This window comes from Nostocoides sp. F2B08 (assembly GCF_009184895.1).
Lineage (GTDB): Bacteria > Actinomycetota > Actinomycetes > Actinomycetales > Dermatophilaceae > F2B08.
Genome location: NZ_WESE01000001.1, coordinates 604,899 through 618,039 on the forward strand (window position 1 = coordinate 604,899; position 13,141 = coordinate 618,039).

The 13,141-nt window shown below is 71.5% G+C and carries 14 protein-coding genes; 4 read left to right on the top strand and 10 right to left on the bottom strand.

The window, feature by feature from the left end; genetic code table 11:
- Positions 1-17: 17 nt before the first annotated feature.
- Positions 18-1,418 carry a mycothione reductase gene (locus tag GA707_RS02775; protein ID WP_152176855.1) on the top strand — a complete coding sequence of 467 codons (1,401 nt, stop codon included), beginning with the start codon at positions 18-20 and terminating at the stop codon, positions 1,416-1,418.
- Positions 1,419-1,473: 55 nt separating this feature from the next.
- On the opposite strand, the gene GA707_RS02780 is transcribed toward GA707_RS02775, so the two are convergent.
- Entirely contained in the window at positions 1,474-2,484 is a 1,011-nt protein-coding gene (locus GA707_RS02780) for an o-succinylbenzoate synthase (protein WP_152176856.1), read from the bottom strand.
- A 76-nt stretch (positions 2,485-2,560) separates the two neighbouring features.
- On the opposite strand from GA707_RS02780, the gene GA707_RS02785 reads away from it, so the two are divergent.
- The 3 genes from GA707_RS02785 to GA707_RS02795 are packed head-to-tail and all read left to right on the top strand — an operon-like array spanning position 2,561 to position 5,414.
- Positions 2,561-3,514 (top strand): 1,4-dihydroxy-2-naphthoyl-CoA synthase, encoded by a 954-nt coding sequence (locus GA707_RS02785; RefSeq protein ID WP_226963483.1) that lies wholly within the window; start codon positions 2,561-2,563, stop codon positions 3,512-3,514.
- A gap of 50 nt (positions 3,515-3,564) precedes the next feature.
- Positions 3,565-4,317 carry a YwiC-like family protein gene (locus tag GA707_RS02790; protein WP_152176858.1) on the top strand — a complete coding sequence of 251 codons (753 nt, stop codon included), beginning with the start codon at positions 3,565-3,567 and terminating at the stop codon, positions 4,315-4,317.
- On the top strand, positions 4,314-5,414 hold the full coding sequence (locus tag GA707_RS02795) for an AMP-binding protein (RefSeq protein WP_193315130.1): 1,101 nt from the start codon (positions 4,314-4,316) through the stop codon (positions 5,412-5,414). Before GA707_RS02790 ends, GA707_RS02795 begins: the two co-directional genes overlap by 4 nt.
- 25 nt (positions 5,415-5,439) lie before the next feature.
- Here GA707_RS02795 and GA707_RS02800 read toward each other — a convergent pair whose 3' ends face one another.
- The 9 genes from GA707_RS02800 to hemL all read right to left on the bottom strand — a co-directional run bounded on the left by GA707_RS02800 (position 5,440) and on the right by hemL (position 13,109).
- Positions 5,440-6,327, bottom strand: coding sequence for a 1,4-dihydroxy-2-naphthoate polyprenyltransferase (locus GA707_RS02800; RefSeq protein WP_152176859.1), 888 nt, complete (start codon positions 6,325-6,327; stop codon positions 5,440-5,442).
- A 58-nt stretch (positions 6,328-6,385) separates the two neighbouring features.
- The gene (locus GA707_RS02805) at positions 6,386-6,643 is read right to left on the bottom strand and encodes a PLD nuclease N-terminal domain-containing protein (RefSeq protein WP_152176860.1); all 258 of its coding nucleotides are present in this window, start codon (positions 6,641-6,643) and stop codon (positions 6,386-6,388) included.
- Between the two features lie 75 nt (positions 6,644-6,718).
- Positions 6,719-7,003 carry a DUF4229 domain-containing protein gene (locus GA707_RS02810; RefSeq protein ID WP_152176861.1) on the bottom strand — a complete coding sequence of 95 codons (285 nt, stop codon included), beginning with the start codon at positions 7,001-7,003 and terminating at the stop codon, positions 6,719-6,721.
- A gap of 10 nt (positions 7,004-7,013) precedes the next feature.
- Entirely contained in the window at positions 7,014-8,063 is a 1,050-nt protein-coding gene (gene ccsB, locus GA707_RS02815; protein WP_152176862.1) for a c-type cytochrome biogenesis protein CcsB, read from the bottom strand.
- 4 nt (positions 8,064-8,067) lie between these two features.
- On the bottom strand, positions 8,068-9,681 hold the full coding sequence (locus GA707_RS02820) for a cytochrome c biogenesis protein ResB (protein WP_152176863.1): 1,614 nt from the start codon (positions 9,679-9,681) through the stop codon (positions 8,068-8,070).
- Positions 9,681-10,508, bottom strand: coding sequence for a cytochrome c biogenesis CcdA family protein (locus tag GA707_RS02825; RefSeq protein WP_152176864.1), 828 nt, complete (start codon positions 10,506-10,508; stop codon positions 9,681-9,683). Before GA707_RS02825 ends, GA707_RS02820 begins: the two co-directional genes overlap by 1 nt.
- Positions 10,501-11,112 (bottom strand): TlpA disulfide reductase family protein, encoded by a 612-nt coding sequence (locus GA707_RS02830; protein ID WP_152176865.1) that lies wholly within the window; start codon positions 11,110-11,112, stop codon positions 10,501-10,503. The genes GA707_RS02825 and GA707_RS02830 overlap by 8 nt, the downstream gene beginning before the upstream one ends.
- On the bottom strand, positions 11,109-11,756 hold the full coding sequence (locus GA707_RS02835; RefSeq protein ID WP_152176866.1) for a histidine phosphatase family protein: 648 nt from the start codon (positions 11,754-11,756) through the stop codon (positions 11,109-11,111). Before GA707_RS02835 ends, GA707_RS02830 begins: the two co-directional genes overlap by 4 nt.
- Before the next feature lie 36 nt (positions 11,757-11,792).
- Entirely contained in the window at positions 11,793-13,109 is a 1,317-nt protein-coding gene (gene hemL, locus GA707_RS02840) for a glutamate-1-semialdehyde 2,1-aminomutase (RefSeq protein WP_152177062.1), read from the bottom strand.
- Positions 13,110-13,141 lie beyond the last annotated feature (32 nt).

A 13,141-nucleotide genomic window follows, 5' to 3' on the forward strand; every position in this document is an offset into this window, starting at 1 on the left:
CTCGTACGCTCGTGCCCATGCCGCACCACCAGCTCGTCATCATCGGGACCGGATCCGGGAACACCCTCGTCACCGACGAGCTCGAGGGACTCGACATCGCCATCGTCGAGGCGGGTCGGTTCGGGGGGACGTGCCTGAACGTCGGGTGCATCCCGACCAAGATGTTCGTCCTCCCGGCGGACCGGGTCGTCGAGGCCGAGGATGCCTCCCGGATCGGGGTGACCGTCACCGGGGCCAGCGCCGACTGGGCGGCCATCCGCGACCGCGTCTTCGCCAGGATCGACCCCATCGCCGACGGCGGCGAGGAGTACCGCGTCAGCCAGGAGTTCGTCACGGTCTACAAGGCCGAGGCCCGCTTCGTCGGTGAGCGACGACTGCTGCTGTCGACCGGGGAGGAGCTGACAGCCGACCGGATCGTCGTCGCGGCCGGCAGCCGACCCCGGGGTCTGCCCATCGAGGGCCTGACCGGCGCCGACCCGGCCCGCGGCGTCCACACGTCCGACACGGTGATGCGAATGGACCGCCTACCGCGCAGGATGGTCGTCATCGGTGGAGGCTTCGTCGCGTGCGAGTTCGCCTACGTCTTCGCCGCCTACGGGGTCGAGGTCACGCAGGTGCAGCGCTCCGCCACCCTGCTGTCCAGGGAGGAGGCGGAGGTCGCCCACACCTACACGGCGGTCTCCGCCGAGCGGATCGACCTGCGCCTCGGCACGGTCGTCACCGATGCAGAGTACGACGGGTCGGAGTGGACCCTCTCACTCGGCGGTCCGGACGGACCCGCCCAGGTGCGCGCGGACACGGTGCTGCTCGCGGTCGGCCGTGATCCCAACACCGACCGCATCGACGCCGAGGCGGGCGGTCTCGCGACGGACGCCTCCGGCCTGCTCGTCGTCGACGAGCGGCTGCGCACCTCGGTGCCCGAGGTGTGGGCGCTCGGGGACGTCTGCAGCGAGGACCAGCTCAAGCACGTCGCCAACCACCACGCCCGGATCGTCGCCCACAACCTCGCGGTCGACTTCGGCAGGACACCCGGCGAGCCGCGCACGCTCGACGACCGGGTCATCCCGCACGGCGTGTTCGGGCACCCGCAGATCGCCGCGTTCGGCCCGACCCGGGCCCAGCTGGAGGCGGCCGGGACCGAGTTCGTCTGCTACACCCAGCGCTTCAGCGACGTCGCCCAGGGCTGGGCCCTCGAGGACCCGCACGGCCTGCTCACGGTGCACGCGACCCCAGACGGCCGGATCCTCGCAGCGCATTGCATCGGACCGCACTCCTCGACCCTCATCCAGCCGCTGATCCAGGCCGCGACGTTCGGTCAGCGTGCCCTCGAGGTCGCCCGGGGCCAGTACTGGATCCACCCCGCTCTCGCCGAGGTCGTCGAGAACGCCCTCCTCGGACTGCCGCTCGAGTCGTCCTGACCGCAGGCCCACGGGTCGGAGCGCACAGCGGCGCACAGGTCAGCGGACCCACCGATCAGAGGTATGCGGCGCTCGCCTCGACCCGGTCCGCCCACCACCGGCGACGGTCACCCGGGACCGCGAACCGCTGGAGCAGCTCGGGATCGACCGTGACCGGACGCACCGGCAGCCCACCGGCACTGGGCAGCAACGGGTCCGCGGACACGTCTCCGTCGAGCAGGGCCACCGTGCCCAGGCCGCAGGCATAGGGCAGGTCGGGAAGGGCCGCCGCGAGGGCCACCCCGGCCGCAATGCCCACACTCGTCTCCAGAGCCGAGGACACCACCGCCGGCAACCCGCACTCCTGCACGATCCGCAGCGCCGCACGCACGCCACCGAGCGGGGCGACCTTGACGACGACCACGTCGGCCGCCTCGAGATCCCGCACGCGAAGGGGGTCCTCAGCCCGCCGAATCGACTCGTCCGCGGCGACCGGCACCTCGGTGCCGTCGCGGGCGAGCGCTCGGCGCAGCCCGGCCAGCTCCTCGACCGAGGCGCACGGTTGCTCGGCGTACTCCAGCCCATAGGCGGACAACCGGCGCAGCGCGTCCCGCGCCTGCTCGACGTCCCAGCCCCCGTTGGCGTCGACGCGGATCAGGCCGTCACGGCCCAGGTGGGCGCGCACGGCCGCCACCCGGTCGAGGTCGTCGGCGAGGCCCTCGCCGGACTCGGCCACCTTGACCTTGACCGTCGTGGCACCGGGGAAACGGTCGAGCACCTCGCCCACCCGCTCCGGCCCGACCGCCGGAACGGTGGCGTTGACCGGCACCCGGTTCCGCAACGCGGGCGGCGGGCCCTCCCAGGCCGCCTCCACGGCTGCGGCGAGCCAGCGCGCGGCCTCGACCGGCGCATACTCGAGGAACGGGCCGAACTCGCCCCAGCCGGCCGGACCGTGCAGCACGGCGACCTCGCGCCGCGTCACACCCCGGAAGCGCACCCGCATCGGCACCGAGACGACGTGCATGGCGGCCACCAGGTCCGCGACGGACGGTCGCTCGGACGGACACGGCTCGGCAGTGGGGGTCATGGTGGTCCGAGACTATGCCGGTCCGCGACCGGGGCCTCGGTCGGGACCCCTCTCGGGGCCAACTACCCTGGCCGGTGTGAGTGCACTGGAGAACGTCAGCGACACCTTCGACCCGGGCGCCTGGGACGAGGTGCCGGGCTTCGAGAACCTCACCGACATCACGTACCACCGGGCCCGTGACCTGGGCTGCGTCCGAGTCGCGTTCGACCGGCCGCACGTCCTCAACGCCTTCCGGCCGCACACCGTCGACGAGCTCTACCGGGTGCTCGACCACGCGCGCCGCACCCCGGATGTCGGCGCAGTCCTCCTCACCGGCAACGGCCCCGGCCCGGAGGGCAACGGCGCCGCGGGCAAGTGGGCCTTCTGCACGGGCGGGGACCAGCGGATCCGCGGCCGCTCGGGATACCAGTACGCGAGCGACCCGACCGGCGACGAGACGGCCGGTGGCGTCGACGAGCGCCGGGTCAAGGCCGAGGGCGGCCGGTTGCACATCCTCGAGGTCCAGCGCCTCATCCGCACCATGCCCAAGGTCGTCGTCGCGGTCGTCGGCGGCTGGGCGGCCGGTGGCGGGCACTCGCTGCACGTCGTGTGCGACCTCACCGTCGCCAGCCGTGAGCACGCGCGGTTCAAGCAGACCGACGCCGACGTCGGCTCCTTCGACGGTGGCTACGGCTCGGCCTACCTGGCGCGGATGGTCGGACAGAAGAACGCCCGCGAGATCTTCTTCCTCGGCCGCACCTACAGTGCCGAGGACATGCACCGGATGGGCGCCGTGAACATCGTCGCCGACCACACCGACCTGGAGCGCGAGGCGCTGCTCGTGGCCCGCGAGATCATGGGCAAGAGCCCGCAGGCGCAGCGGATGCTCAAGTTCGCCTTCAACCTCGTCGACGACGGCCTGATGGGACAGCAGGTCTTCGCCGGAGAGGCCACCCGGCTCGCCTACATGACCGACGAGGCGATCGAAGGCCGGGACCAGTTCCTCGAGAAGCGCGACCCCGACTGGTCTCCGTTCCCCTGGTACTACTGACCCCCGGCCACGACACGACACGAGAGCCGACGACCAGCAAGAGACACACGATGACGACCACGTCACCCGCACCGACCCGCCGACGGAGGCGCTCGCCCGGCTGGGTGCCCGCCCAGCACGGTGCCTGGGCCATGCTCGCCACGCCCCTGCTCGTCGGCATCCTCGCGTCCGGTCCCACGTGGACCCACGTTCCGCTGACGGCGTTCTGGTTCCTCGGCTACGCCGCCTTCTTCGCGACCGGTCTCTGGCTGAAGTCGCGCCGCGGGCCGCGGTACCGGCGACCCGCCCTGGTCTACTCGGCCGCCGCGGCCGTGGCGGCGCTCCTCACGCTCCTCGCCGACCCGACCCTGCTCCGCTGGGCGCCGCTGTTCGTCGTCCCCCTCGGCGTCGGTCTGCTCGCGAGCGCGGTGCGGGACGAACGGTCGCTGTGGAACGGGGTCGCGACGACGGTGGGCTCGACCCTGATGACGGTGGTCGCCTACGACGCCGGAGCGGGCACCGACCTCGAGCGCGCCTGGCTGCTCGCCGGCGTGCTGGGCCTCTACTTCGTCGGGACGGTTCTGTATGTCAAGACGATCATCCGGGAGCGGGGCAGCGAGCCGTACTACTGGCTGTCCGTCGGGTTCCACGGGCTGGCGACTCTGGCCCTCGTCCCCCTGACCCCACCGCTGACCCCGGTCTTCGCGGCCCTGACCGCGCGGGCGGCCATCGTGCCGGCGTTCCGGATCACGCCGAAGCAGGCGGGGATCGGCGAGATCGTCGCGACCGTCGTCGTCGCCGTGACCGCTCTGCTCGCGACATGAGCCCCCACACCACGAGCGCGCGGCCCGCGCCCCACGCCTGGACCTACGAGGAGATCGCCGCGGTCCTCGTCAGGGCCGCACCCGACGAGGTCGTCGTCGAGGTGGGGACGTCCGGATCGACCGGCACCCCGAAGATCGCGCGGCTCACCCGGAGCGCCCTCACCGCGAGCGCCGAGGCGACCCTCGAGGTGCTCGGCGGACCGGGGCAATGGCTGCTCGCCACCCCCACCACCCACATCGCGGGGATCCAGGTGCTCGTCCGCTCGGTGCTCGCGGCTGCCCCACCGGCCGTCCTCGGAGGTCGCTTCACCACCGAGTCGTTCGCGTCGGCAGCCGGGCGGCTGGACCATGAGCGTCGCTACAGCGCCCTGGTCCCCACCCAGGTGCGGCGGCTGCTGGACCGCCCGGAGGGCAGGACGGCCCTGTCCGGGCTGGACGCCGTGCTGGTCGGCGGCGCCTCGGTCCCTACCGCACTGCGGGCGGAGGCCGAGGCGGCCGGCGTCCACCTCGTTGCGACCTACGGCATGAGCGAGACGGCCGGGGGCTGCGTCTACGGCGGCCGGCCGCTACCGGTGACCCGAATGCGGATCGCCGATCCCGACTCGCACGGAGTCGGAGTGATCGAGCTCGCCGGCGCCACGCTCGCCCTCGGCTACGCCGACCGCCCGAGCCAGTCGGCCACCGCCTTCCGGACCGAGCCGGACGGGAGCCGCTGGTTCCGCACGGACGATCTCGGTCGCATCGACGACGGGGTGCTCACCGTGCTCGGGCGTCGCGACGACGTCGTCAACACGGGCGGCCTGAAGGTCGCACCGGCGGTCGTCGAGGAGGCCGTGGCCACCGCATACCCGCGACTGGCGGACCGGTGCGTGGTGGTGGGGCTACCGGACCCGCTCTGGGGCGAGAGCGTGACACTCGTCGTAGCGGGATCACCCGCACCGGCGCTGGACGAGGTGCGCGACCGCCTGCGTCCGCTCCTGCCGGCCACGGCACTGCCCACCCGCGTCGAGACCGTGCGCAGCATCCCCCATCTCGGACCGGGCAAGCCCGACCGGCGGTCGGTTCGCGCACTCGTGGCCGGCCCACCGGACCGGTGACGCCACAGCCAGGACCGAGTGGCCGCTAGCCGATCAGGCGGACGCTGAGGACCAGGCCGACGCCGAACAGCACCGCATAGAGCAGCTCGTATGCGCCGGTCGCCGCCAGCAGCGGGATGAGGTCCCGCCCGGTGGCACCCGAGCGCAGTGCCTGCACCGGCCGCACGAGCAGGCCGAGCGCGAGCAGAGCCAGGAGCACGAGCGGGTGGGTGGCCGCCACGGCCACGACGCAGGCGACCGAGATCGCCACGAGGAGCAGGTAGAAGTTGCGTGTCCTGCCGTCGCCGAGCCGCACCGCCAGGGTGCGCTTGCCGTGCTCGGTGTCGGTCGGGATGTCGCGCAGGTTGTTCGCCACGAGGATCGCGGACGCGATCGCGCCGACCCCGACCGCACCGAGGACGCCGGGCCAGGTCAGCTGTCCGGCCTGGGTCCACAGCGTCCCGAGCGTCGCGAAGAGCCCGAAGAAGACGAACACGTAGACCTCGCCGAGACCGCGGTAGCCGTAGGGGTTGTCGCCTCCGGTGTACCGCCACGCGGCCACGATCGCGGCCGCCCCGAGGATGAGGAGGACCCAGGCCCCCGAGAGGGCGACGAGAGTGAGACCCGCCAGGGCGGCCAGGCCGAAGAAGCCGAACGCGACGATCTTGACGTTCTCCGCCTTGGCGCGCCCGCCGCCGACGAGCCGCGCCGGTCCGGCCCGGTCGGCGTCGGTCCCCCGCACCCCGTCGCTGTAGTCGTTGGCGTAGTTGACGGCGATCTGCAGGCACACCGAGACGATGAGCGCCAGCAGGGCCAGGCCGAGGTCCTCGGAGTCGACAGCCATCGCCGCGGCGGTGCCGACGACGACGGGCGCGACAGCGGCCGGAAGGGTACGCGGGCGCGCACCGTCGATCCATTGGGCGGGGGTGGCCACGGGCGGTCGTCCTCAGGTGTGGGTGCGGTATGGGTGGCGATGTCGCTGCGGAACGGGACTAGAGCCCGCGCAGGAAGTCGGGATCGTCATCCGGCCCGAGCGGACCGCGACGGCGGCCCCCACCGCGATCCGGACGAGCGCGTTCCTTGCCCGCCAGAAGCCATCCGAGCGGACCGAGGAAGGGGACCACGACGATGAGGATGAGCCAGAACGTCTTGGCGATCCCGCGGACCCTGCTCTGGTCGGTCTGGATGCAGTCGACGAGTGCATAGATCGCCAGCCCCAGACCGATGAGAACGGGAACGACTCGGGTCATAGCGGTATCGTCGCACGTCGTCCTGGGAGGCCAGGACGGTGCCGGTGTGAGCCCGGTCGCCTGGTCGTTCCCCGGCTAACGGAACGAGTCATCGACCTCGGCGTCCTCGGCGTCCTCGTCCCCCGGTTCGTCCTGCCGACGGGCTGCCTTGGCGGCGGTGCGCTCCTCGATCCGGTGGGCCATCTGGGCGCTGAAGCGCTCCCGCATCGGTCGCAAGGTGAAGTACGAGATGACCATCGAGGTCAGTGCAGCTGCGATGACGAGGTAGGGAAGCTCGGTCTCCGACCGCAGTCCCAGGAGCCAGAAGACGTAGAGGCAGGCGCCGAAGACGAGCAGGCGTAGCAGGGTGTACTGGATCATCGAGGTGCCGTCACAGCCCGGAGTAGGAGTGCTGTCCGACGAAGAACAGGTTGACGACGGTGTAGTTGATGATGATGCAGACGAAGCCGGCCAACGCGATCCATGTGGCCCGCTGCTTGGACCAGCCGCTCGTCACCCGGGCGTGCAGGTAGGCGGCGTAGACGACCCAGATGATGAAGGTCCACACCTCCTTGGGGTCCCAGTTCCAGTAGGACGCCCACGCCTGACGCGCCCAGATCGCGCCCGCGATGAGGGTGAAGGTCCACAGCGGGAAGGCCACCACGTGCAGGCCGTAGGTCAGCCGCTCCAGCGTGCGCGCCGGCGGGAAACGGTTCAGGACCGACGTCGCCCCCGACCGCTCCACGGAGTCCTGCCACAGATAGAGGATGCCGGTCATCGCGCCGATGAAGAACACCGCCGACGCCAGGACCGCGACGGTCACATGGATGACGAGCCAGTACGACTGGAGCGACGGCATCAGCTCCGCGGCCTCCGTGTACCACGAGACGAGCGCGACGCCGAGGACGAGCAGCACGGGCGCGACGACGAAGAGCCCGAGCCAGCGCAGGTCACGGCGCGTCGACCACACGGCGAACGCGATGAGCGCGGCCAGGCAGGCGGTGACGGCGAACTCGAACAGGTTGCCGAGCGGAGCCCGCTGCACGGACAGACCGCGGAGGAGGACCGAGAGCGTGAGCAGACCGGTGCTCAGCCACGTCAGCGTGATCGCGATGCCACCGAGCTTGCGGGCCCCGGCAGAGACCCCCTCGTCGCGGTCCACGTCGACCGGCCCGCGCCCGACGGCACGGCGCGGTGCCGGAGCGGCCGGGCGGGTGCTCTCGACCGTGTCCGCGGCCTCGGCGGTCGCCGTGCCCGCGCCGACGAGCGAGCGGTCGGGGGTCGCGTCCGCTTCGGCGTCCCGGCGAGCCTCCTTCAGCTCCGAGCGCGCGGGCATGAGTCCGGCGAGGTAGCCGGCGAAGGCCAGCATCGCCAGGGTGAGCACCCCCATCGCGGAGTACAGCGCGTAGTTCGCGTAGGTGGCCAGCTCTTCGTAGGTCATCGCCTCAGGTCTTCCGGGAACGGTCCGGGTCGGGATCGAGATCCTCCCGGAGGTCTTCGAGCAGCGACTCCAGGCCGGTGTCGTCGGCCTTGGCCATCGCCGCCATGGTCACTACGGTACGACCCTCGACGGAGTCCGCACGCACCCGGGCGAACACTCGGCGACGGGGGACGACGAGGGTGAGGATGAGGCCGCCCAGCGCGAGCAGGGCGGAGGCCAGGGTCAGCCAGCGACCCGGGTCGTGACGCACGGAGATGCCGGCGAACCGCTCGACCGACTCGAACGTGATCGATCCCCGGTCCCCGGGTAGCTCCACGGTGTCCCCCGGCTCGAGCCAGAGGCGGAAGGCGTCGGTGCCCTCCTCGTTCGTCAGCTGAGTCATCTCGTCGGTGTCCAGGCGGAAGACCGACTGTGGCCGACCGTCCGGGAACAGCTCCCCCTCGTAGACCGTGAGCGCGAGCGCCGGCTGGAGCGCGTCCGGGAAGATCGACTGGGGTCCGCCATCCTCGGTGATGACGGCCGTGGGGAGGAACCAGCCGACGAAACCCAGGCCCGGGTCGGCAGCGGCGACCTTGACCGCACCGACCGACTGGTAGTTGTTGTCCTGGGGCAGGAAGGTCGTGGGGCCGGTGTACAGCACCTCACCCGCCGCATCCCGAACGGTGATGACGGGGGCATATCCGTTGCCGAGGAGGAACACCGAGGCGCCGTCGAGCTCGAGCGGCGCGTTGACCTTGATGATGGTCTCACGTGCGACCCCGTTCTCCGTGGCGGTGACGTAGGCGGTGAAGTCCCGCGGCATGCCGAACTGGCCCTCCGTCGTCACCTCGTCCTCGAACTCGGCGGTGAAGTCGTCGACCCGGAGCGTGAACGGCGGGACGTCGTCGTCACCGACCCAGGGGCCCGGCGCGAAGGTGTCGAAGCGGGTCTTGGCGAAGGTCTGGCCGACGGGGACGATCGCGTCACCCTTCCAGCCCCACAGGTGGCCGGCCGCCACCCCGACGATGATGCCGATGAGGGCGAGGTGGAAGACGAGGTTGCCGGTCTCCTTGAGGTAGCCGCCCTCGGCGCTCAGGGTGCCGGGCTGATGCCTGTGGACCCGGTAGCGGCGGCGGCGCAGCGCCCGCTCCAGCCGGTCGAGCGTGTCCTCGCCGGCGCCGGCTTCGACCTCGAGAACGGAGTGGGTCGCCAGGCGCTCCAACCGGGCCGGTGTGCGCGGCGGCGGCTGGCGCATCGCGTCCCAGTGCACCCGGGTGCGTGGCAGCACGCAGCCCACGAGTGAGATGAACAGCAGCAGGTAGATGCTCGCGAACCACGGTGAGGAGTAGACGTCGAAGAAGCCCAACCGGTCCAGGATCGGTCCCGCGGTCGGGTGGTCGGCGATCCAGTCCGCAGTGCGGGTCGCGTCGATGTTCCGCTGCGGGAAAACCGATCCGGGCACGGCCGCGACCGCGAGCATGAGGAGGAGGAACAGGGCCGTCCGCATGCTCGTGAGCTGGCGCCACAGGAAGCGCAGCCAGCCCCGGGCGTCCAGGGTCGGCTGGGTCACCGGGTCGGTCGACCGTCCGGCCGTTCCCGCGGTCACGGGGTCGGTTCCGTCGTCGGTGATCCTCGGCATCAGAACGCCACCTCGAAGCCGGCGAGCCAGTTGGCCTGCACCCAGCGGTTGAGGCTCTCCCACACGCCGGTGACCAGAAGCACGCCCACGAGCAGCAGGAAGCCGCCACCCACCAGCTGGATCCCGCGCTGGTGGACGCGCAGCCGCTCCGACCAGCGGGCCGAGCGTTCGTAGCCGGCGGCGATGAGGACGAAGGGCAGCCCGAGACCGAGACAGTATGCGACGGCCACCCCGGTGGCCCGCGTCAGGTCGGGATCAAGGCTGGACAGCATCGCGAACAGCGCGATGAGGGTCGGCCCCGTGCACGGCGCCCACCCCAGGGCGAAGGTCGCCCCGAGAAGAGGTGCTCCGGCCAGGCCGGTCCTGGGCCGGACCGAGAGCCGCGCCGTGCGCTGGGTCCCCATCCCCATGAAGACGAGAGCCAGGACGATGACGACGACCCCGCCGATCCGGGAGAGCAGGACACGGTGTTCGACGAAGACCCGACCGATGGAGGTCACGAAGATGGTCGCGAGGATGAACACGATCGAGAAGCCCAGCACGAACAGGGCGGAGCCGAGCACCATCCGGTGCCGTCGGCGTTGACTCAGAGAGACGTCCGAGAGCCCCGTGACATAGCCGAGGTAGCCCGGGACGAGTGGCAGGACGCAGGGTGAGAGGAACGAGACCAGTCCGGCCAGCACCGCGAACCCGAGGGCCAGCGGGAGCGGACCGGCCGCGACGGTCTCCGTGACGTCGGCGAGCGGGAGTGGACCGGCACGGAAGATCGCAGTGACGTCGGCGAGCGGGAGTGGACCGGCACGGAAGATCGCAGTGACGTCACCCATCGCCGCCGCCATCTCCGTCCTGGAGCACGTCCTCCACGAGCCCGATCAACGTGGCCCGGGTCAGCGGACCGGCGACCGTGGCGGCGATGCGACCCTCCTGGTCGATGACGAGTGTGGTCGGTGTGGCCTGGGCCCGACCCTGCAGCTCCAGCGGCAGGATCCCGTCCTCGTCGGCCAGTGAGGGGTAGGTCATCCCGTACCGCGCGGCGAAGGCCGCCCCGGTCTGGGGTGACTCGCGGAAGTTCAGCCCCACCATCGTGACCGGGGCGTCCATCGACTGGATCTCCTCCCAGGCGGCGACGAGCTCGGGGGTCTCCTCGACGCACGGCGGACACCACGAGCCCCACTTGTTCAGGACGACGACCGATCCGCGCTGGTCCTCCAGGGACCACTCGTCGCCGGTGACCGTGGGCCCGCTCAAGGTGACCGGTTCGAGGCGGTCCTCGGGTGCATAACGGACGATCTCTCCGTCGCCCGAGATGTAGCTCTTGTTGTCTCCTGCGCTGGCCTGCTCGGCCAGCTCCGAGCTCTCGGTCGAGCATCCGGAGAGCAGCGTGAGACTCACCAGGGCCGTGGCGAGCACGGCCCGAACCGGTCGACTCATGCGCCGGCCACCTTGCTCGCGAGCGGCAGCAATGACCCCGCCGGCTCGGTGTACTCGACACCGGTCAACTCCCCGTTGCCGTCGAAGCACAGCGTCGTCAGGGACGCGAGAGTGCACTCGCGGCGCCGCGGATCGTGCCAGAGCCGTCGCCCTTCGGCGGCCATCCTGGCAGTCCAGATCGGCAGCTGGTGGCTGACGACGACCGCCTCGTGGCCCCACGCCACGTCCCGGGCGGCGAGGACTGCCGGAACCATCCGGTCTCGGATGTCGGTGTAGGCCTCGCCCCAGCTGGGCCGGAACGGGTTGAGCGCGAGCGGCAGGTTGGCGAGTCGGATCAGACCCTGTCCTCCGGCGACGGCGCGGCCCTCGAAGCGATTGTCGGCCTCGATCACGCGGTCGTCGATGACGAGCTCGAGCCCGGTGCGCTCGAGCAACGGCTGAGCCGTCTGCTGAGCCCGCTCGAGGGGAGAGGAGACGAGGTGGACGATGTCGTTCTCCCCGAGTGCGTCGGCGACCATGGCCGCCATCCGGTGGCCCAGCTCGGAGAGCAGGAAGCCGGGCAGCCGGCCGTAGAGGATCTTCTCGGGGTTGAAGACCTCACCGTGGCGCAGGAGGTGGACCCGCGTGGAGGGGGCTGCTGGCATGGCTCGATTGTCCCAAATGTTCCTGGGTGCTCCCTGTCAGGGAGCCTGCCCGGCAGCGGCTCGAGCCGCGCCGGGGAGGGCGTCGAGAACAGTCTGGACCGCCTCGTCGTCGTGCGCGGCGCTGACGAACCACGACTCGAACGCGCTCGGCGGCAGGTGGACTCCCTGCTCGAGCATGGCGTGGAAGAAGCGGCCGAAGGCCGCGGTGTCCTGTTGCCGGGCATCGTCGTAGTCGCGGACCTCCTCGTCCTGGAAGAACACCGAGAACATCGACCCGGCCCACTGGACCCGGTGCGGGACCCCGGCCTCGGTCAGCGCACCCGAGGCCGCGTCGGCGATCGTGCCGGACACCTCGGCGAGACGCGCGTAGACCTCGTCCGTGCAGGCCTGCAGCGTGGCCAGTCCCGCAGCGGTCGCGACCGGGTTACCGGACAGCGTTCCGGCCTGGTACACGGGCCCCTCGGGGGCGAGCATCGCCATGACGTCGGCACGGCCGCCGAACGCCGCGGCGGGAAACCCGCCGCCCATGACCTTGCCGAACGTGAAGAGGTCAGGAGCTCCGTCCTCGGTCGGGCCCTCGAGCCCGAACCACCCGCTGCGACTGCACCGGAATCCGGTCATCACCTCGTCGGAGATGAGGAGCGCGCCATGGCGGCGGGTGAGCGTACGCAGGGCCGCGGTGAACCCCGGCGCCGGCGGGACGACGCCCATATTGCCCGCGGCGGCCTCGGTGATGACGGCGGCCACCCGCTCGCCGTGCTCGGCGAACGCCGCCTCGAGTGCACCGATGTCGTTGTAGGGCAGCACCACGGTCTCGGCCGCCGACTCGGGCGGCACGCCCGCCGAGTCCGGGAGGGCGAGGGTCGCGACCCCCGACCCCGCCGCCGCGAGGAGGGAGTCGACGTGGCCGTGGTAGCAGCCGGCGAACTTGACGACGAGGGTGCGACCGGTGAAACCACGCGCCAGCCGGATGGCGCTCATCGTGGCCTCGGTGCCGCTCGAGACCAGACGAAGCCTCTCCACCGGCGCGACCCGGGCGACGATCTCCTCGGCGAGCAGGAGCTCGTTCTCGCTCGGGGTGCCGAAGGAGAAGCCGCGTGACGCCGCCTCCTGGACCGCCTGCAGCACGTGAGGGTGCGCGTGGCCCAGGATCATCGGCCCCCACGAGCAGATCAGGTCGACGTAACGCCGACCGTCGACATCCGTCAGCCACGGGCCCGATGCCGAGGCCATGAACCTCGGCGTGCCGCCGACGGCGCGGAAGGCGCGGACCGGACTGTTGACGCCGCCGGGGACGATCCGGCGTGAGCGGGCCAGCAGCTCACTCGAGCGGGGGGTCTTCTCGGACGGCATCCTCTCGGGTGGGGCAGTGGGGGGCGGGGTCG

What these genes read in the sequence shown, in the direction of transcription:
- GA707_RS02790 (WP_152176858.1), top strand. Translation starts at nt 3,565, where the DNA reads ATGACGACCACGTCACCCGCACCGACCCGCCGACGGAGGCGCTCGCCC.
- GA707_RS02825 (WP_152176864.1), bottom strand. Translation starts at nt 10,508, where the DNA reads ATGGGTGACGTCACTGCGATCTTCCGTGCCGGTCCACTCCCGCTCGCC.
- GA707_RS02780 (WP_152176856.1), bottom strand. Translation starts at nt 2,484, where the DNA reads ATGACCCCCACTGCCGAGCCGTGTCCGTCCGAGCGACCGTCCGTCGCG.
- hemL (WP_152177062.1), bottom strand. Translation starts at nt 13,109, where the DNA reads ATGCCGTCCGAGAAGACCCCCCGCTCGAGTGAGCTGCTGGCCCGCTCA.
- GA707_RS02830 (WP_152176865.1), bottom strand. Translation starts at nt 11,112, where the DNA reads ATGAGTCGACCGGTTCGGGCCGTGCTCGCCACGGCCCTGGTGAGTCTC.
- GA707_RS02775 (WP_152176855.1), top strand. Translation starts at nt 18, where the DNA reads ATGCCGCACCACCAGCTCGTCATCATCGGGACCGGATCCGGGAACACC.
- ccsB (WP_152176862.1), bottom strand. Translation starts at nt 8,063, where the DNA reads ATGACCTACGAAGAGCTGGCCACCTACGCGAACTACGCGCTGTACTCC.
- GA707_RS02835 (WP_152176866.1), bottom strand. Translation starts at nt 11,756, where the DNA reads ATGCCAGCAGCCCCCTCCACGCGGGTCCACCTCCTGCGCCACGGTGAG.
- GA707_RS02795 (WP_193315130.1), top strand. Translation starts at nt 4,314, where the DNA reads ATGAGCCCCCACACCACGAGCGCGCGGCCCGCGCCCCACGCCTGGACC.
- GA707_RS02810 (WP_152176861.1), bottom strand. Translation starts at nt 7,003, where the DNA reads ATGATCCAGTACACCCTGCTACGCCTGCTCGTCTTCGGCGCCTGCCTC.
- GA707_RS02820 (WP_152176863.1), bottom strand. Translation starts at nt 9,681, where the DNA reads ATGCCGAGGATCACCGACGACGGAACCGACCCCGTGACCGCGGGAACG.
- GA707_RS02805 (WP_152176860.1), bottom strand. Translation starts at nt 6,643, where the DNA reads ATGACCCGAGTCGTTCCCGTTCTCATCGGTCTGGGGCTGGCGATCTAT.